The organism is Methylobacterium organophilum, assembly GCF_022179465.1.
Taxonomy (GTDB): domain Bacteria; phylum Pseudomonadota; class Alphaproteobacteria; order Rhizobiales; family Beijerinckiaceae; genus Methylobacterium; species Methylobacterium organophilum.
In genome coordinates this window covers 108725-127115 of the sequence record NZ_BPQV01000008.1, presented here as the reverse complement: position 1 = coordinate 127115, position 18391 = coordinate 108725, and the positions used below count along the sequence as shown (strand labels likewise).

16 protein-coding genes are annotated in these 18391 nt (G+C 70.8%); 8 read left to right on the top strand and 8 right to left on the bottom strand.

Features of this window, described 5'->3' with window-relative positions; all coding sequences use genetic code 11:
- Positions 1 to 22: 22 nt before the first annotated feature.
- From msrB to MFF21_RS14555, 3 genes are all read left to right on the top strand, one after another.
- A complete protein-coding gene (gene msrB, locus MFF21_RS14565) occupies positions 23 to 439 on the top strand; it encodes a peptide-methionine (R)-S-oxide reductase MsrB (RefSeq protein ID WP_238311848.1) in 417 nt (138 codons plus the stop codon).
- A 316-nt stretch (positions 440 to 755) separates the two neighbouring features.
- Complete coding sequence (locus MFF21_RS14560) at positions 756 to 1793, top strand: CYTH domain-containing protein (RefSeq protein WP_238311847.1); 1038 nt, start codon at positions 756 to 758, stop codon at positions 1791 to 1793.
- A gap of 425 nt (positions 1794 to 2218) precedes the next feature.
- Positions 2219 to 3604 carry a dicarboxylate/amino acid:cation symporter gene (locus tag MFF21_RS14555; protein WP_238311846.1) on the top strand — a complete coding sequence of 462 codons (1386 nt, stop codon included), beginning with the start codon at positions 2219 to 2221 and terminating at the stop codon, positions 3602 to 3604.
- 35 nt (positions 3605 to 3639) lie between these two features.
- Here MFF21_RS14555 and MFF21_RS14550 read toward each other — a convergent pair whose 3' ends face one another.
- Complete coding sequence (locus tag MFF21_RS14550) at positions 3640 to 4704, bottom strand: DMT family transporter (RefSeq protein WP_238311845.1); 1065 nt, start codon at positions 4702 to 4704, stop codon at positions 3640 to 3642.
- 70 nt (positions 4705 to 4774) lie between these two features.
- Positions 4775 to 5827: a hypothetical protein gene (locus MFF21_RS14545; protein ID WP_238311844.1), complete on the bottom strand. Its 1053-nt coding sequence runs from the start codon at positions 5825 to 5827 to the stop codon at positions 4775 to 4777.
- Positions 5828 to 6188: 361 nt separating this feature from the next.
- Here MFF21_RS14545 and MFF21_RS14540 point away from each other — a divergent pair, with 361 nt between their 5' ends.
- Positions 6189 to 6350 carry a hypothetical protein gene (locus MFF21_RS14540; protein ID WP_238311843.1) on the top strand — a complete coding sequence of 54 codons (162 nt, stop codon included), beginning with the start codon at positions 6189 to 6191 and terminating at the stop codon, positions 6348 to 6350.
- Positions 6351 to 6420: 70 nt separating this feature from the next.
- On the opposite strand, the gene MFF21_RS14535 is transcribed toward MFF21_RS14540, so the two are convergent.
- Positions 6421 to 7470 carry a cytochrome-c peroxidase gene (locus MFF21_RS14535; protein ID WP_238311842.1) on the bottom strand — a complete coding sequence of 350 codons (1050 nt, stop codon included), beginning with the start codon at positions 7468 to 7470 and terminating at the stop codon, positions 6421 to 6423.
- Between the two features lie 142 nt (positions 7471 to 7612).
- Positions 7613 to 7987 (bottom strand): cupredoxin domain-containing protein, encoded by a 375-nt coding sequence (locus MFF21_RS14530; protein ID WP_238311841.1) that lies wholly within the window; start codon positions 7985 to 7987, stop codon positions 7613 to 7615.
- Between the two features lie 177 nt (positions 7988 to 8164).
- Here MFF21_RS14530 and MFF21_RS14525 point away from each other — a divergent pair, with 177 nt between their 5' ends.
- The 4 genes from MFF21_RS14525 to MFF21_RS14510 all read left to right on the top strand — a co-directional run bounded on the left by MFF21_RS14525 (position 8165) and on the right by MFF21_RS14510 (position 14942).
- Positions 8165 to 10984 carry an EAL domain-containing protein gene (locus MFF21_RS14525; protein WP_373325023.1) on the top strand — a complete coding sequence of 940 codons (2820 nt, stop codon included), beginning with the start codon at positions 8165 to 8167 and terminating at the stop codon, positions 10982 to 10984.
- Between the two features lie 211 nt (positions 10985 to 11195).
- Entirely contained in the window at positions 11196 to 12635 is a 1440-nt protein-coding gene (locus MFF21_RS14520; RefSeq protein WP_238311839.1) for a D-alanyl-D-alanine carboxypeptidase family protein, read from the top strand.
- A gap of 99 nt (positions 12636 to 12734) precedes the next feature.
- Positions 12735 to 13871, top strand: a complete 1137-nt coding sequence (locus MFF21_RS14515) for a CobW family GTP-binding protein (protein ID WP_238311838.1) — start codon at positions 12735 to 12737, stop codon at positions 13869 to 13871.
- 111 nt (positions 13872 to 13982) lie between these two features.
- A complete protein-coding gene (locus MFF21_RS14510) occupies positions 13983 to 14942 on the top strand; it encodes a GNAT family N-acetyltransferase (protein ID WP_238311837.1) in 960 nt (319 codons plus the stop codon).
- Positions 14943 to 14970: 28 nt separating this feature from the next.
- Here MFF21_RS14510 and MFF21_RS14505 read toward each other — a convergent pair whose 3' ends face one another.
- The 4 genes from MFF21_RS14505 to MFF21_RS14490 form a co-directional block, all read right to left on the bottom strand.
- Positions 14971 to 15294, bottom strand: a complete 324-nt coding sequence (locus MFF21_RS14505) for an HPr family phosphocarrier protein (RefSeq protein WP_238311836.1) — start codon at positions 15292 to 15294, stop codon at positions 14971 to 14973.
- Between the two features lie 137 nt (positions 15295 to 15431).
- Positions 15432 to 15833 carry a PTS sugar transporter subunit IIA gene (locus tag MFF21_RS14500; protein ID WP_238311835.1) on the bottom strand — a complete coding sequence of 134 codons (402 nt, stop codon included), beginning with the start codon at positions 15831 to 15833 and terminating at the stop codon, positions 15432 to 15434.
- A 124-nt stretch (positions 15834 to 15957) separates the two neighbouring features.
- The gene (locus tag MFF21_RS14495; protein ID WP_238311834.1) at positions 15958 to 16467 is read right to left on the bottom strand and encodes an HPr kinase/phosphorylase; all 510 of its coding nucleotides are present in this window, start codon (positions 16465 to 16467) and stop codon (positions 15958 to 15960) included.
- Positions 16468 to 16476: 9 nt separating this feature from the next.
- Positions 16477 to 18336, bottom strand: coding sequence for a sensor histidine kinase (locus MFF21_RS14490; RefSeq protein WP_238311833.1), 1860 nt, complete (start codon positions 18334 to 18336; stop codon positions 16477 to 16479).
- Positions 18337 to 18391 lie beyond the last annotated feature (55 nt).

Sequence of the window (18391 nt, the reverse complement as noted above, 5' to 3'; positions counted from 1 at the left end):
CCAAAAAACGAGGAACGTCCCAATGGCTGCAACCGAAGCGAGCGTCGCCCCGGAGGCGCGCAGCGACGCCGAATGGCGCGAGGCGCTGACGCCGGAACAGTACCGGGTGCTGCGCGAGCACGGCACGGAGCGGGCGGGCACGAGCTGCCTCAACGCCGAGAAGCGTCCCGGCACCTTCTTCTGCGCGGGCTGCGGTGCGCCGCTCTTCGAGACCCAGACCAAGTACGAATCCGGCAGCGGCTGGCCGAGCTTCTTCGCGCCGCTGGAGGGGGCGGTCGAGACCACCTCCGATCGCAGCTTCGGGATGGTGCGCACCGAGGTCCATTGCGCCCGCTGCCAGGGCCATCTCGGCCACGTCTTCAACGACGGGCCGGCTCCGACCGGCCTGCGCTACTGCATGAACGGCGTGGCGCTGACCTTCGAGCCGGAGACACCTTGAGCCCGAACTTCGCCCTCGGAGGACCACCTTTGGTGGTAAAACGACGGTAACGTTGCCCATGGCGGTTGAGACCTGGCCGCCATGGTCTTGATTTTGGCACCTTTTCGCTTACCCGATGCCCGGGTCGCCTCTTCGTCGGTATCGTCGCGCCGGTCTTGCCGGGAGCCGATCGGCTTTGAGGAGGTGCTCCTCCGGCGCGTCTTCGCCGCCGGTTCGCAGAACGATTGCCGGGCCGGTGCCTTCGTGAGGCGCCGCTCCGGCCGTCCGGGGTCGCCGCCTCATGCGGACGAGCCTGGCTTCCGGGAGGTCGACGCGTATGAGTGTGGTTCGCCGTTTCCTGATCGCCCCGTCGCTGGTGCGCCTGCTGCGCAAGGAGCGCGGCGGCACCCGCACGACGGAGGGTTTCTTCGCGCCCCAGGGCGGCCGCACCTCGATGGTGCGGATCGAGGGGCAGGAATGCCACCTGATCCTCGCCGTGCCGGGCGCGCCCGAGGAGCGCACCGTGGTGCCCCGCGCCCATGGCGACGCGCTTCTCGACGTCTGCCCCGGCAAGGCGATCTACGAGCGCACCACCATCCCCCTCGGCAATGGCCGCGAGGCCCAGATCGATCGCTACACCACGCCGGCCGGGCTCGATATGGTCGGGGTTCGCTTCGACAACGAGGATCAGGCCAGGGGCTTCCTGCCGCCGGTCTGGTTCGGCCAGGAGGTCTCGAGCGACGCGGCCTACGAGCGTTCCGCCATCGCCCTCCAGGGCCCGCCGAGACCCGGCGAGGTGAGCCTGAGCAACGCCGCCCTCGAGGCGGTGCTCGACCTGATCGAGCCGCGCTTCGGCCTGCGGCCGCCGCCCGCTCCGCCCCCGTCCGCCCCGCCCAAGCCTCCGGAATCCACGCGGCCGTTCGAAGCGCCGAAGCCGGCGGAAGCCAAGGCTGCGGAACTGGCCAGTGCCGTCCCGCCGGCACCCGAGCCGCCCCAGCCCGCGGAGGCGGCTGCCGCGGCGCCGGAGCCCGCCGAGGCGGCGCCGCCGGAACCGGTGACCGTCGCCGAGGAGGCCGCTCCCGAGGCGCCGAAGCCGGACGAGGCCCCGAAGGCGCTGGAGGGCGACAACGCGGTCGATGCCCTCAAGCGGATGGTCGAGCAGAATGGCGCCTCCGCCGAGGCGAAGGGCGAGGCCAGGCCGGCGAACCCCAACGGCAGCCAGGATGCGCGCATCGACGACGTGATCGAGAGCCTGTCCCAGGCCCTCGGCGCAGCTCTGCAGCAGCCCCGCTCGCCCGAGCCGCCCCCGGCGGAGGACGACGTCGCCGCCTCCTTCGAGCGCTGGACCGTGCGTCCCCGCCGCACGCAGGGCTGATCCCCGGGGCTCTGTCCCGGATCACGACCGGTCTGGGCTCAGGCCGGGAGGAAGCCGCGCCCGGGCGATCGTCCGGGCCGGCTCAGGCACAGTCGGCCGGCCCCGCCAGCGAGGCCCGCCCGCCACCGGACAGCGCACGCGCCTCAAGCGACCCGCTTGGCCCGGCGCCGGTCCAGGCCCGTGCATCCCCCGGCGCAATGAGGCGTTCGGGTGCGTATCCCGCGGTCTCGCCCGTCCTGCCCCTCTCCTGCGCGCCGCGAGCGATTGTGGCGCAAAGGAGGCGCCTGCCCGTTCTCGACAGACAAGTGGGCGTGACCTTCAAGTCAAACCACCGAGCAACCGTTGAGCGGTCGTGGCAAAGCCGCTAGCGTCCAAGTCGCCTTGGGAATAAGGGCGGCGCCTCAAGCGTGCCACGGCGAGGAAACATGACCCAATCCCTAACGCACGACGCCGCGCCCGCGCCGGCGGCACCTCTTCCTTGGTATCGGGTCCTCTACATCCAGGTTCTGATCGCGATCGTGCTGGGCGTTCTCGTCGGCTGGTTGTATCCGGATCAGGGCAAGGCCCTGAAGTGGCTCGGCGATGCCTTCATCGCGCTCATCAAGATGATGATCGCGCCGATCATCTTCTGCACCATCGTCCACGGCATCGCCTCGATCGGCGACCTCAAGAAGGTCGGCCGCGTCGGCTTGAAGGCCCTGATCTATTTCGAGGTGGTCTCGAGCGTCGCGCTGCTCATCGGCATCATCGTCGGCGAGGTGATCCAGCCGGGCGCCGGCTTCGCCGCCGATCCGACCAAGCTCGATGCCAAGGCGGTCGAGGGCTACGCCAGCAAGGCGGCCGCCGATTCCACGGTCGCCCACATCCTGGCGATCATCCCGAAGAGCTTCTTCGACGCCTTCGCCAGCGGCGACCTGCTGCAGGTGCTGCTGATCGCGATCCTGACGGGCGTCGTGCTGACCGGCATGGGCGAGAAGGGCGCCGGCATTACCCGCGGCATCGACGCCGCGGGGCAGGTCTTCTTCCGCATCATCGGCATCGTGGTGAAGCTCGCGCCGCTGGGCGCCTTCGGCGCCATGGCCTTCACCATCGGCCAGTACGGCATCGGCAAGGTCATCGACCTCGCCTGGCTGGTGGGCACCTTCTACACCACCTCGCTGCTGTTCATCTTCGTGGTGCTCGGCGCTATTGCGGCCTTCTCTGGCTTCTCGATCTTCAAGTTCCTCGCCTACATCAAGGACGAGCTCCTGATCGTGCTCGGCACCTCGTCCTCCGAGACGGTGCTGCCGCACATGATGACCAAGATGAAGCGCCTGGGCGCCTCGGATTCGGTCGTCGGCCTCGTCATCCCGACCGGCTACTCGTTCAATCTCGACGGCACCAACATCTACATGACGCTCACCACCCTGTTCCTGGCGCAGGCGGTGGGGGCGGACCTCAGCTTCGGCCAGTACGCGACGATCTTCCTCGTCGCCATGCTGACCTCGAAGGGCGCCTCGGGGGTCACGGGCGCGGGCTTCATCACGCTCGCCGCCACGCTCGCCGCGATCCCGGGCAATCCCGTCCCGGTCGCCGCGATGACGCTGGTGCTGGGCGTGGACAAGTTCATGTCCGAGTGCCGCGCCCTCACCAACCTCATCGGCAACGGCGTCGCCACGGTGGTGGTGTCGCGCTGGGAGGGCGAGCTCGACAAGGCCAAGCTCAACGAGGTGATGGCCCATCCCCTCGCCATCGGCACCGACATCTCGGACCACGCCCCCGAGGCGCCGGCCGACGAGCGCACCGCGCCGAAGGTGGTCGCGGCGCAGTGAGCCGCGCGGACGGGGCGGCTCGGAGCCGCCCCTTTTCACCCGTGACGATGGCGGTGGTGCAGGTCCGGGTAATGGGCATGGGCGTGCCGTAGGGGCTCGTGCCGGTGCCAGTGGCTGTGCGGCTCGGTCACCGGCCCGTCATGCGTGTGCTGGTGATGGGCGTCGTGCACATGGGCGTGCTCGTGCTCCATCGCCTCGTGCGCGTGCAGGTGGGCGTGCCGCTCGGTGAGATGGAGCCAGAGGCCGAGCCCCATCAGCAGCCCCGCGGCGACGAGCTGCGGCGTCGCCGGCTCGCGCAGCCAGGCCAGGGCCACCAGCGCGCCGATGAAGGGCGCCAGGGCGAAATAGGCCCCGGCCCGGGCGGCGCCGAGATGGCGCAGGGCGTGCACGAACAGCACCAGGCTCACCCCGATCCCGAGGAAGCCGACGAGGCCCGCCGCCGCGATGCCCCCGGGGGAGGGCAGGGCGGCGCCGCGGGCGAGGGCGCATCCGAGATTGACGAGGCCCGCCACGAGCCCCTTCACCAGGGCGATGGCCACGGGATCGGCCGCGGAGAGCTTGCGCGTCAGGTTGTTGTCGAGGCCCCAGGCGAGGCAGGCGGCGGCGACGAGGAGGCCGCCCGTGTCGGGCTCGATCCCGGTCCCCTGCCAGGAGAGCAGCAGAGCCCCGGCCAGGATCGCCGCCGCGCCGACGAGGAGCCGCCGGTCGACATTCTCCCGGTAGACGATCCAGGCGATGGCGAGCGTCGCCAGACTCTCGAGGTTCAGCAGCAGCGAGCCGGAGGCGGCGGAGGTGCGGGCGAGCCCGAGCATCAGCAGGAGCGGCCCGGCCACGCCGCCCGCGAGCACGATCGCCGCGAGCCAGGGCCCGTCCGCGCGCCGCAGGGGCGCCTCGCGGGCCGGTCCCCCGCGCCGGTGCCGCAGGACGGCCAGGGCGGCCAGCCCGAGGCCCGCCCCGAGATAGAGCAGGCCCGCGAGCGCCTGCGGATCCGTCGTGGCGAGCAGGCTCTTCGAGAACGGCGCCGCCGCCCCGAACAGCAGGGCGGCGGCGAGCGCCAGGGGCACGCCTGGCCAGAGGGGGGAGCGGGCGGATTCCGTCATGCCCGCGATCATAGGCCGCTTTCACGGCCCTGGGAGGCCGGCTCGGAGGCGGCCTTCCCCTGCTTCGGGATCAGATCACCGGGCCGGTATAGGCCTGCCCGTAGAGGAGGGCGTGGCCGGCATAGTAGAGCGCCAGGAAGGTCGCCAGCGCCGAGCCGTAGCCGATCGGTGTGAGCAGGGCATGGCGCAGGCGCACCGGCTGGCGGAGATCGTCGGCGGCGATGGCGATCAGCACGACGATGATGCCCGAATGGCCGATCGCGTCGATGCGGCCGAACTCGCCGATCGCCGAGAGGAAGACCGCGGCGAGGATGATCGCGGAGGCCCGGCGCACCAGGGGCGTCCAGATCAGGGCGAAGGCGAGGGTGAACTCGATCACGCCGGCGGCCCGCATGAACGTCTCGGCGCTCGCCCCCATGGTCATGCCCGGCTTGGCCGCGAGCAGCGGGTCGGTCCATTGCGGGTAGGCCCATTTCTCGACCGAGGCCCACATCAGGGTCACGGCGGCGGCGTAGCGCACCACGTCGATCGGGCGCAGGCCGAACAGGTCGCGGTCGAGCCCGACCAGGGCGAGATAGGCGGCGATGCCGAGGAAGATCGGGTAATCGGCGAGGTGGAAGACGCCGTAATGCCAGACGGCGAAGCCGAACAGGAAGACGATGCCGGCCGCGGCCAGGGGCAGGGTCCGCTTCCAGATCAGCGTGCCCGCGATCGCGAGCTGCAGCCACGGGATCCAGTCGGCCTCGGTGGTCAGCTCGGGGGTGAGGATCACGCCGTCGAGGTTCCACAGCGAGACGAAGAAGAAGCCGCAGCCGGCGCGGACGAGCAGACTCGTATCGGCCCGGACCCGCGCCGTCACCCGGTCGAGGGCATCGAGCAGGGCGTGGCCGATCGCGGTCCCCTCCATCAGGCAGCCCGCCATCAGGCAGGTGAGGGCGAGGGCGCAGAGCTTCTCGAAATCGCCGCAGAGCACCTGCTCCAGCCCCCGGGGCTGGCCCGCCACGTCGAAGGCGCAGAACCATTTGACGTGGGCCTCGGCCGCGCCGCTGCCCAGGAGGCCGAAGGGAAGCGCGAGCCCCACCGCACGAAGTGACGGAACCCGTAACCGACCCCAACGACGCATGGCGAGACTCTAGCTTGGTGCACAGGTTGATGACCTGCGAACCCATCTTCGTAGACTCCGTGTACGGATGCGAACGGATTGTTAACCTGTCTTACGAAATGGTTAATCCGGTCCGGCAAATGCTCCGATTGCCGGCCCTCCGTGGTCGGTGGAAGGGGAGAGGCGGGCGCTCGCGCGGGTGCTTTTCGGGAGCGGATCGTGATCGGCGCGGAGCCGGGACGGCGGGGGTCTCGAGCGCAACCTTTCGTCTTCGTCAGCCATTTTGGCATGTACGAGCGGTTGTCTGCCCGGAAAGGCAGTGTTCGCTTAAGCGTTCGGCGAGTAGGCTTCCAATCCAGGCCGCAGCATCGCGGGGGAAGGCATGACGGCAACACTCAGCGCGATGAGCCTCTGCCTCGGCGTGGCCCTGGCCGGCTACGCGCCGCGATCCAAGGCGCGAGCGGAAACCTTTGAAACCTGTGGTGGTATTCTGCTCGTGGCCGGCCTCGCCCTGCTCGGGGCCGGGCTGCCTCTGTTCCGTTAAAAGAGGGGCTTTCAGGGCCAACAGGTCCTGCCCGGCGCGGCTCCGTTCCCTCCACAGCCTGTGGATGAGGTCAGGGCCGGGGCGGCTGCGGGCCGAGGATACCCAGCGCCGGGTGGGACTCCGCCGGTCCGCTGAGCGTGTCGAGGAAGGCGAGGAGGTCGGCCTTCTCCGGTGCGGTCAGGCCCAGGGGGCGGATGTCCCGGGACCGGCTCGGCCGGTCGATGCCGCCGCGGTCGTAGAGGTCGATCACCTCGGACAGGGTCGCGAGCGAGCCGTCATGCATGTAGGCCCCCCGGCGGGCCACGTCGCGCAGGGTCGGCGTCTTGAAGGCGAAGCGCAGGGCGGGCGCGTTCGGGAAGAAGCGGCCGCGGCCGATCCCCTCCCCCGAGGCCGTGCCGATGTCGTGGAAGGAGCCGTCGGTGAAGGACGAGCCGCTGTGGCAGGCGGCGCAATGGGCCTTGCCGGTGAAGAGGCCGAAGCCGCGCTTGGCCGCGTCGCTGATGGCGCCGGCATCGCCCGCGACCCAGGCATCGAAGGGGGCACGGCCGGAGACGATCAACCGCTCGAAGGTGGCCAGCGCCTCCTCCACGGTCTTTCGAGCGATGGCGGGCCGGGCGTCCGGGAAGGCCGCGGCGAAGGCCTCCGTGTAGTCTGGCCGGGCCGCGAGCCGGTCGAGCAGGGCGGCCTCGGAGAGGTTCATGTTCGTCGGCGCGGTGATCGGCGCGAAGGCGACCGTCTCAAGGCTCGGGAACTTCCCGTCCCAGCCGAGCGGGCCGTCCGCGAAGGCGATGTCGAGGAGGGACGGCGTGTGTAGCGCCATCTCGCCCGCATCGGACCGGGCCGCGCGGGCGCGCCCGTCGCTCCAGGCGAGCCCCGGCTGATGGCAACTCGCGCAACTGCGGTCGCCCGAGCCCGAGAGCAGGGGATCGAAGAACAGGCTGCGGCCGAGCTCGGCCTTGGCCTGCGAATAGGGGTTGCTGTCCGGGAAGGGAATCGCGTCCGGGCGACGGTACTCTGCCGGGATCGCGGGGCGCTCTTCGGGCAGGCAGGGGCCCGCGAGGCCGGCCAAGCCCGCGGCCAGCAGGAGCGCCGCGGCTCTCTGTCCGAATATCCACGCCATTGCCGACCCCGATACGCCTACAGGTTGTCGGGAATGTCTTGAGACTTTGTAAAGACGTCAAGAGATGGGGATCGCCCCTCGACTGGGTCTGTGCTCGCCACGAAAAAGTATTTTCAGGTATCTTGCATACAGGCTTCCGGAATTATTTTACCTGTACGGCGAGCTTCATGCGCGGGTGGATCCCGCACATCACGGTGAACTGACCCGCCTTCGGGAACACGATGACGCTGCGGCTGCCGGGCTCCTGGTCCCCGGTGTCGAAGCTGAAGGCGGGGTCGTCGAGATAGACGTGATGCAGGAGGTCGCCGTCGTCGTTGACGAAGGTGAGCGCCTCGCCCCGGGCGATCGAAAGGCTCCCCGGATCGAATCGGCGCCCCTTCTGGGAGACGAGATGCTCTGCTCCGGCGCCGGCCGCCGCGGCGAGTCCCGCGGTGAGGAGGGCCGCGCCCGCGGCCAGGGCGACGGGCCGGGCGCGGGCGCCGACCGGGAAAGCCAGGAAGGAAGGCGCCTTGCGCATGGTCGTATCCGGTTCGGCGCCACGGTATGGGCGCGGTCCTCAGGATGCCGAGGCCCGGTTGTCGGGCGCTTAACGTTCTCGCGGCGAAATTCGTCCCGTCGGCCGGCGCGATTTCGATGAAGTCTGTCTTAACCGATTGCGTGCAACTCTAGACGGATCGGCCTCGAGCGGGCAGGCATGACGATTTCCAAGACGACGGGACGGACGGGCTCTGCCTTGCGCGCGGTCTTGCGGGCCGCGTCCTCGATCCGCGGGCGCATCCTGGTCGCGTTCCTCACGCTCAGCGTCATCACCGCCGGGCTCGGCGCCTTCGGGGCATCGAGCCTCAAGACCACGGGCGATCTCGTCAACAAGACCTTCGACCGCTCCCTGATGTCGATCAACTACGCCCGGGCGGCGGCCACCGATTTCGCCAATATCCGGCTCGCCTTCACCCGGCGCCTGCGAAGCGCCAGCCCACCGGAGCGGGAAGAGCTCGACGCCCAGATCGCGGACCTCCTGAAAGCCTTCGGCGAGGATCTGGATGTCGCGGCGGAGCGTGCGCAATCCGAGCGGGCCGCCCGGGAGGCCGGGCTCGTCCGCAGGGCGGTCTCCGATTGGGTCGCCGCGCGGCGTGCCTCCCTGGAGGGACAGGAGGCGACGGGCCTCGACGGCTTCGCGGCCAAGGCCGAGCAGCATCTCGATCTCCTGATCAACTACACCGCCGGTGACGGCTTCACCTATCGCCAGCGCGCCCGGGCCCTGGTCACCGAAGCGGTCGAGATCAGCTTCGCGGCCACCGTTCTGGCGATCGTCCTGTCTGGCCTCGTGACCTGGCTGCTCTCGCGCCAGATCATCCGGCCGGTGGCCGAGGCTTCCCGCGTCGCCGCGCAGATCGCCGCTGGCGATCTCGGCGTCGCGATCCCCGAGCGGCACGGCGACGAGGTCGGCGAACTCCTGAGAGCCATGGACAGCATGCGCGGCAACATCGCCGTGATGATGGCCCGGGAAGTGGACCAGCGCCGCTCGGCGCAGGTGCTGCTCGCCGACGCCATCCAGGGGCTCGGCGAGGGCGTCGTCGTCACGGATGCCCGGTGCCGCGTGATCCTGGCCAATGACCGGGCCGCCGATCTTCTGGAGCTCGGCGGCGACGGGCCGGGCGGCAGTGAGCAGCACGCTCAGGCCAAGGCCTTCCTGCGGACCTTGCCCGGCAGCCCGGAGGAGACCTTCGACACCCAGCTCGCCGATGGCCGCTGGCTCCGGGTCAGCCGGAGCGCGACCCGGGAGGGCGGCATCGTCGCCGTCTGCAGCGACATCAGCCTGCTCAAGCTGCAGGAGGCGCGCCTGCGGGCGATCAATCTCCGCCTCGACGCCGCCCTCGACAACATGTCCCAGGGGCTCTGCCTCTACGACGAGCAGGACCGCCTGCTGGTGGTCAACCGGCGCTTCGCTGACATCTTCGGCATCTCCCTCGATGCCCTGCCGCCGGGGACCAGCTTCGAGGAGGTCCGCGCCATCGTGAGCGGCCCTGCGGCGGGCGAGGCCCCGGCCGCGGACGCGCTCTTCGCGGCGCAGGCCGAGCTTCTCGCGCGCGGGGGCGGCGGCACGACCTGCCAAGCGATCAACTCGGCCTGCGTCGTCGCGGTCGATCAGAAGCGCACGAGCGAGGGCGGCTGGATCGCGACCTACGAGGACGTGACCGAGCGCTACGAGGCCGAGGCCCGAATCGTCAGCCTGGCGCGCAGCGACGCCCTCACGGGGCTCGCCAACCGCATGGTGTTCAACGAGCGCCTGAACGAGGCGGCGCACCGGCTTCCCTCGGGCCGGGGCTTCGCCGCCCTCTGCCTCGATCTCGACCGCTTCAAGGAAGTCAACGACACCTTCGGCCATCCCGTGGGCGACGGCCTCCTGAGAGGCGTCGCTGAGCGCCTGTGCCTGTGCGTGCGCAGCGGGGACACGGTGGCACGGCTCGGCGGCGACGAATTCGCGATCCTTCAGGCGGAGTCCGGCACGGCCTCCGATGCGGTCAGCCTCGCCCGTCACATCGCCGCTGCCTTCGAGACCCCTTTCCTGATCGACGGGCACGCCGTCAGCGTCGGGGTGAGCATCGGCATCGTGCTGGCTCCGGAGCACGGGAGCGAGCCCGAGAAACTCCTGAAGAGCGCCGACATGGCGCTCTACCGCGCGAAATCGGATCAGGCCGGGGCCTGGCGCCTGTTCGCGCCGGAGATGGACATCGAATTGCAGAAGCGGCGCGCCCTGGAGGCCGATCTGCGCCAGGCGCTGGCCAGGAACGAGTTCGAGCTGCTCTACCAGCCGATCGTCGACATCGCCCATGGAGGCCCGGTCAGCTGCGAAGCGCTGCTGCGCTGGCACCATCCCCGCCGCGGGTCGGTCTCGCCGGCGGAATTCGTGCCGCTCGCCGAGGAGATCGGCCTGATCGGCGAGATCGGGCAATGGGTGCTGCGCCGGGCCTGCACCGAGGCGCGCCGGTTGCCCTCCGGCGTCTCGGTCGCGGTCAACGTCTCCGCGGTGCAGTTCCGCAATGCCGATCTCGTGCGCTCCGTGACGGCGGCCCTGGCCGAGAGCGGGCTGGCGCCGAACCGCCTGGAACTGGAGATCACCGAATCGGTGCTCCTGACCAACAGCGTCGGCACCCTCGCCACGCTGCACGCGATCAAGCGCCTCGGCGTGCGCATCGCGATGGACGATTTCGGCACCGGATATTCCTCGCTGAGCTACCTGCAGAGCTTCCCCTTCGACAAGATCAAGATCGACCAGAGCTTCGTGCAGAATCTCGACGGCGCGGAGAGCTCGCGCCTCATCGTCGGGGCGATCGTCAGCCTGGGGCGCAGCCTCGGCATGCGCGTGACCGCCGAGGGCGTCGAGACGCCGGTCCAGCTCGCCCATCTGCGCGAGGAGGGCTGCACCGAGGCGCAGGGCTACCTGTTCAGCCGGCCGATCTCCTTCGCGAAGGTGATGGCGTTCTGTGCCGGGCGGGAGCGCAAGTCGGCCTGAGGGGAGGGCCGGGCGTGGGCTCGGTGCGGCGCCGGACTCTGTCGGGAAAAGGCTTTGTCCGGGCCGGAACCGGGGGGATATGCCCAAGATTGCCGGGGGATGCGCGGATTCGCCTTGCTCTCGCCACGGAGGATTCGTTGATGATCGGGATCCTCCGGCGGGTTCGCCTTCTCCGCCCGCTGGCCTTTCCTGCTCCACCGAGACGGTCCCGATGCTGAACCGCGTGATTCGACGGCTGATCGGCGGCATGGCCGCCCTGGCGGCGCTCGCCGGCTCCGCCCAGGCGGTGACGGCGCCGATCCTCGTGGTCGAGGTCGATTCCGGCAAGGTGCTCTACAGCCAGGCCGCGACCGATCCCTGGTATCCGGCCTCGATCACCAAGCTGATGACCACCTACGTGGCGCTCGACCTCGTGCGCCAGGGCAAGGTCTCCCTCGACAGCCTGCTCACCATCTCCCCGGCCGCGGCGGCCGAGCCGCCCTCGAAGATGGGCTTCAAGCCGGGCACCCAGCTGACCCTCGACAACGCCCTGAAGATCATCATGGTCAAGTCGGCCAACGACGTGGCCTGGGCGATCGGCGAGAATCTCGGCGGCAGCATCGACGGCTTCGCCGACATGATGAACGAGACGGCGCATCGCATCGGCATGCGCGAGAGCCGCTGGTACAACCCGAACGGCCTGCCCGAGCCGCGGCAATGGACCTCCGCCCGCGACATGGCGATCCTGGCCCGCGCCCTGATGCGCGACTTCCCGGAATCCCGCGACCTCTTCTCGATCTCGGCGATCCAGTACGGCAAGGCCGTGATGGCCAACCATAACGGCCTGCTCGGGCGCTATGCCGGCGCCGACGGGATGAAGACCGGCTTCATCTGCTCGGGCGGCTTCAACGTGGTGGCGAGCGCGACCCGCAACGGCCGGCGCATCATCACCGTGGTGATGGGCCAGCCGAGCGCCCGCGAGCGCGACCTCAAAGCCGCCGACCTGTTCGATTACGGCTTCGGCCAGCAGGCGGGCTGGACGGCGCCGACGCTGGAGGGCCTGCCCGCCTCCAGCGTCGCCGAGCCGCCGGACATGCGGCCCTATATCTGCGACCGTCGCAAGCCGATGCCCATCGACGAGGGCCAGGGCGCCATCGCCGCGGCCGGGACCGACCCGGCGGCGAACCAGCTCCTCGGCGCCACCCAGCCGAGCGGCACGCCGCTCGCCTTCGCCACCCTGAACGGCGCGGCCCTGCGCGGCCGCTCCCTGCCGCCGCGGGCGCCCCTGCAGCCGATCGCGGTCTGGACCGGCCGCAGCCAGGCCGAGAGCGCCGCCCTGCTCGCCGCCGAGGAGGAGCAGGCCAAGGCCGCCCGCACCGCCAAGGTCGAGGCGGCGCGCCAGAAGCGCGAGGCGGCCCGCGAGGCCGCCCGGCAGGCCAAGGCCGAGAAGGCGGCCAAGGTCCGGGCCGCGGCGGTGACGGACCCCAAGGTCGCCAGGAAGATCGCTGAGAAGAAGCCCGCCGTGCCGGCGACGACCAGCGCCTACGCCTCGGTCGACCACGGCCATGCCGCCAAGCCGGGCGCGTCCAAGAAGCCCGCCGCCGAGAAGGCCGCGACGAAGCCGCAGCCCAAGAAGAAGGCCGAGAAGAAGACCGAGGCCTCCGCGCAATAGGCCGGTCGCCGGCTGCGCCGGCGGCCTTTGCGTTCGCCCCCATCGGGCTTACCTGAACGTCTCGCCGGCGAAGACGTCGCCGCAGCGGCAGGAAGCCCGATGACTGACACCCCCGCCGGCCGCCCGGCGTCGATCCCGCTCACCATCCTCACCGGCTTTCTCGGGGCCGGCAAGACCACCCTCCTGAACCGGCTGCTCGCCGATCCGGCGCTGGCCGACACGGTGGTGATCGTCAACGAGTTCGGCGAGATCGGCCTCGACCACCTCCTGATCGAGACGGTGGACGAGGACATGATCCTGCTCGGCGCCGGCTGCCTGTGCTGCACCGTACGCGGCGACCTGATCGCGACCCTCGAGGACCTGCTGCGCAAGCGCGACAACGGCCGCATCAAGCCGTTCCGCCGGGTCGTCATCGAGACGACCGGCCTCGCCGATCCCGCCCCGATCCTGCACGCGCTGATCTACCATCCTTATCTCGCCCTGCGCTTCCGCCTCCAGGGCGTGGTCACCGTCGTGGATGCCGTGAACGGCATGGCGACCCTCGACGCGCATCCCGAGGCCCTGCGGCAGGCGGCGGTCGCCGACCATCTCGTGGTGACCAAGAAGGATCTCCCCGAAGCCGACGAGGCGGGGCTTCGGAGCCGGCTTCGAAGCCTCAACCCGGCCGCCAGCCTCGACGGGCCGGACGTGCCCGCGCAAAACCTGCTCGGCGGCTTCTTCGGCGTCGACGGCAAGGCCGCCGACGTCCGGGCCTGGCTCGGCGCGGCGCAGGAGGAGATCGAGGGGCATGACGACCCCGGCCACCACCACCACGGGCATCATTACGGTCACGGGCATGCCCATCACCACCATGACGTGAATCGCCACGATGCGCGCATCCGGGCCTTCCATCTCGTCAGCGACGCGCCGGTGCCCCGGGCAACCCTGGAGATGTTCCTCGACCTGATGCGCGCCTCGCACGGCCCGAAGATCCTGCGGCTGAAGGGGCTCGTCGCCCTGGCCGAGGATCCGGAGCGGCCGGTGGTGGTGCACGGCGTCCAGCACGTGGTCCACAGCCCCGTCACCCTCGACACCTGGCCCGACCCGGACCGGCGCTCGCGCCTCGTCCTGATCGTGCACGACCTCGACGCCGCCTTCGTCACGCGGCTCTGGGACGCCTTCCTCGGCCGCCCGCGCATCGACACCGCCGACCGTGCCGCCCTCACCGACAACCCGCTGGCCATCCCGGGGGGCTGATTCCGCCCGGCGCGGCGGCACCGGTCTTGAACCGTTAACGGCATCTCACGGGCCGGAGCCTCGGACTGTCCCAGGACGGTACGACGGCGCAGCGGATCAGGACGGGCCGACATGTCGAAGCGCTTCACGATCATACAGGGCGGCCTGTCCGATCGGCGTCCCAACGCCGCCGCGGTCGCCCTCCGCGCCGCGCACTGGCGGGTCCGGCTCGCCCGCCCGGGCGAGCTCGACGAGGGCGATCTCGTTGCCTGGCGCGCCTTCTTCGATGGCCTGCCGGCGGCCGATCCCTTCGCCGACCCCGACTACCTGCACAGCGCCGCGAGCCGGGCCGCCGGCCCGGACGAGGTCACCTTCGCCCTTCTGTTCGCGTCGGCGGAAGACGGTGCGGAGGCGCTCTGCGGCGTGGTGCCCCTTCTCCTGCCGCATCCGTTCTGGGGCGGCTCGATGATCCGCCTGTGGCAGCCTCCGCTCGCGCCCCATCCGGTCGAGCCGGCGGTGAGGACCGAGGTGGCGGCCGCCGCCTTCGAAGCTCTGATCGCCCGCCTGCGGGCGAGCCGTCCCCGGGCGACGCTCCGCCTCGAGGGCCTGCGCGCCTGTGGCGCCCTGGTCGCCGCCCTGAGGGACGATTCCCGGCTCGACCTCGCCGAGCGCCCCCAGCCGAAGCGGATCCCGGAAAGCAGCTTCGTGGATCTCCGTCCGCCGTCCATTCCGACCACGGTCGAGCGGGCCGAGGGGCCGGCCATCCGCGACGCCGTCGAGCGCTTCCTGCTCGCCGATGCCAGGGCCAGCGACACGCCGCTCCTGTCCGATCCCTCCGATTCCACGCTGGTGCGGGTGGTGACGCGCCTGTTCGCCCGGCGGGGCCAGGCGGAGGTCGAACTCGGCGAGCGGGAGGGCCGGGTGGTCCGGGCTGCGATTCGGCTCGGCGCGCCGGGCGCGCGCATCACCTGGCGCACGATCGGGCGGCAGGACGCGCCGCCCCGCGCGGAGACGATCGGTCTCGATCTGCGCCGCTCCCCCGAGGCCGATGCCGGGGCACGGCCCGCCCGCATGCGCCTGATCGGCGGCTGACCGAGGCCCGGCGGGGCCGCGGGCGGGACTACTCGTCCTCGCCGAAGCGGTTGGCCAGCAGGGCCTCGATCGCGGCGAGGGCGTCCGCGGCATCCTCGCCCACGGCCACCACGGCGATGGTGGTGCCCTGGGCGGCGCCGAGGGTCAGCAGGCCCATGATCGAGCGGCCGCCCACGGTCTCGCCCGCCCGGGTCACGGTGACCGTGGCGTCGAAGCGCTCGACGGTCTGGACGAACTTCGCCGAGGCGCGGGCGTGAAGGCCGCGGCGGTTGATGATGGGGAGGATCTTGGCGATGCCGCCCGCTGGAACCTCGGGCTCCGGCTCGATGTCGCTGTCGAAGCTCTCGCTCATCGCCTTCCGTGCCGTTCCCTGCAAGACGTCCCCTGCCGTTGCCCGGCATCGGGCGCGCAGCCTCTCGTCATCCGCGCTGTCATTGCTGGTTAGGCGAGGCGGGGCGTGAAGGGAAGGCGGTTGCGCTTCCCCGCAGGCTACTTGCCGGCGAGAACCCGCGACGCGACGTTGATGTACTTCCGGCCAGCTTCCTGGGCGTGCAGCACGGCCTCGCTCAGGGTTTCCTCGTCGCGCACGCTGGCGAGCTTGATCAGCATCGGCAGGTTGATGCCGGCCACGACCTCGACCATGCCGCCATTCATGCAGGACAGGGCGAGGTTGGAGGGCGTGCCGCCGAACATGTCGGTCAGCACCACGACCCCGTTCCCGGAGTTCACGCGGCCGACGGCGGAGATGATGTCGCGACGGCGCGACTCCATATCATCGTCCGGCCCGATCGTGACCGTCTCGATCTGGTCCTGACGGCCGACCACGTGTTCCAACGCGGCCTTGAATTCGGTCGCGAGCTGGCCGTGGGTGACGAGCACCATTCCAATCATCGAAGCGCGTTCCGACGCCCTGTGAGCGGAGCCGCCATTTTGTGCAGCGCAAGGTCAAGCGCAACCCATTGCGACTTTTTACTAGTCGCAACAACCCCACCATGCCACGCCGGCTCTGGGGGCGCTATGGGTCGGCGGCGTTGCGCGCGAGAACGGATCCGGGGTGCGACTGCCGGGCAACGCTCATCGACCGCAGCACCTCACGGATGAGGTATGGGCCCGGCTGGCGCGGTTCAAGCGTGAGGACGGGAAGCCGCAGGCCGAGGATCTCCGTTTTCTCCTCCGCCGTCTCCGGCATCCGCGGCCGATGCGGGACGAGATCCACCACGAGGCGCAGCACGGCCGCCTCCGCATGGGTCGGCAGGGTGCGGATGCCGAGGCCGCGCAGCTCGATCCGGCCGGCCAGCGCCGGATGCGGCCGGGCGATCAGGCGCCCGTGGCGGCGGGTGAGCCGCACGCGGTCGTCGGCCACGAGCCGGGCATGGAGGCGGTCGCGCTCCGCCTCGTCGATCAGGGCGAGGCAGAGCGCCGACTTGCCCGCCCCCGACTCGCCGCGGATCAGGATCCCGGCCTCGCCCAGGAGCACGCAATTCCCGTGGATCGTCGTCGCGTCGGCATCGGGCTCGCGCAGCATGGGGCAGCCTCAGGCCGCCTCGTCGGCGGCGTAGCGGTCGGCCCGCGGGGCAGGGGGCAGGCGCACGATGAAGCGGGCGCCGCGCACGGTCGGCTTGCCCTCCTCGTCGGCCGGACCGGGCCGGTTCTCGGCGCGGATGGTGCCGCGATGGGCCTGCACGATCTGCCGGGAGATCGAGAGGCCGAGGCCGGAATTCTGGCCGAAGCCCTGCTGCGGCCGGTCGGTGTAGAAGCGCTCGAAGATCCGCTCCAGGGCGTGTTCGGGGATGCCCGGCCCCTCATCCTCCACGATGAACTCGATCGTGCCGCGCAGGCGGACCAGGGCGACGCGCACCTTGGCCCCGGGGGGCGAGAAGGAGCGGGCATTGTCGAGGAGGTTGTTCACGACCTGCCCGAGCCGGCTGTCGTGGCCGATGATGCGGAACGGGTCCTCGATATCCGCGGGCGGCTTGTCGATGTCGAGCTGGATCAGGGCCGTGTTCGCCCGCCGCCGCTCGTTGGCCACGGAGACGACGGTGGTGAGCAGGCGCTTCATGTCGACCCGCCGCGCCTCCGCCCGGGCGAGCTCGGCGTCGAGGCGCGAGGCGTCGGCGATGTCGCTGATCAGCCGGTCGAGGCGCTTCACGTCGTGCTGGATGATCTCCATCAGCCGGCCGCGGGATTCGTCGCTCTTGGCGAGCGGCAGGGTCTCGACGGCGCTGCGCAGGGAGGTCAGTGGGTTCTTGAGTTCGTGGGAGACGTCCGCCGCGAAGCTCTCGATGGCGTCGATGCGCCGGTAGAGGGCCTGCGTCATGTCGCGCAGGGCTCCGGAGAGATGGCCGATCTCGTCGGTGCGGTTGGTGAAGTCCGGGATCTCCTGGCGGGACTTGATGCCCTGGCGCACCCGCTCGGCGGCATCCGCCAGCCGCCGCACCGGCCCGGCGATGGCGCCGGCGAGCAGGAAGGAGAGCACCAGCATCACCGCGGCGGCGATCAGGAAGACCTGGAGCAGGCCGAAGCGCTCGGAGGCGATCACCCGGTCGATGTCGCCGCCGGGGGTCGAGACCATCAGGGCGCCCCGCACCGCGCCGGCGCGCTGGATCGGCACGGCCACCGAGACGATGGTCTCGCCGAGCTCGTTGCGGCGCACGATCGTGCCCCGGGAGCCGGACAGAGCCGCCTGCACCTCGCGCAGGGTGCGCCCGTTCTGCGGGCCGATCTCCTCGCTCTGGGACGAGCGGTCCCCGGGGATCAGGCCGAAGATGCGGCCCTGCACGAAGTCGAAGGTCTTCTCCAGGAAGTTCGGCTTCTGCCGCCGGGGCGTCAGGGCGGAATCCGAGCGGGCGCTCTCCCCCCGCGCGGAGAGGGTGCGGGTGTCGAACAGGAGGCCGCCCTCCCGGTCGTAGATCCGGGCGCGGTTGCCGGTCGGCGTCACCAGGCGGCGCAGCAGGGGCGCCGCCTTCTCCGGGTTCAGGGAGAAGTCGAGGGAGGCGGCGTCGTCCTCCGCGCTGTCCTTGGGCTCGCCCGCCTGGAGCTGCAGCAGCCGGTCGGGGTCGATGCGGATCGCGTCCGTGTCGACGGAGGCCTGGGCGGCGATGGCGCCTGCGATGATCTCGCCCTGGATCAGCAGGCTCTGCACCCGGGCCTGGATCAGCCCCTGGCGGAACTGGTTCAGGTACAGGAACCCGACGAGCAGGACGATCAGCCCGACGAGGTTGAGGACGACGATGCGGCGGGTGAGGCTCGACGAGGCGCGGGCGCCGATGGCGTTCCACAGGTCGCCGAGCCAGGACAGGGGAGGGGCGGAGAGAGGAAACGCGACGCCGCGCAGAAGCTTGCGCAGCCCGGACCGGTTCCTGTCGGGATCGGAATGGAAGAAAGGGGCGAGCATCGCTCCGTCGGTCTCTCGCGGCACACCGGCCGCCGGTGGAATCCGGGGTCGGAAA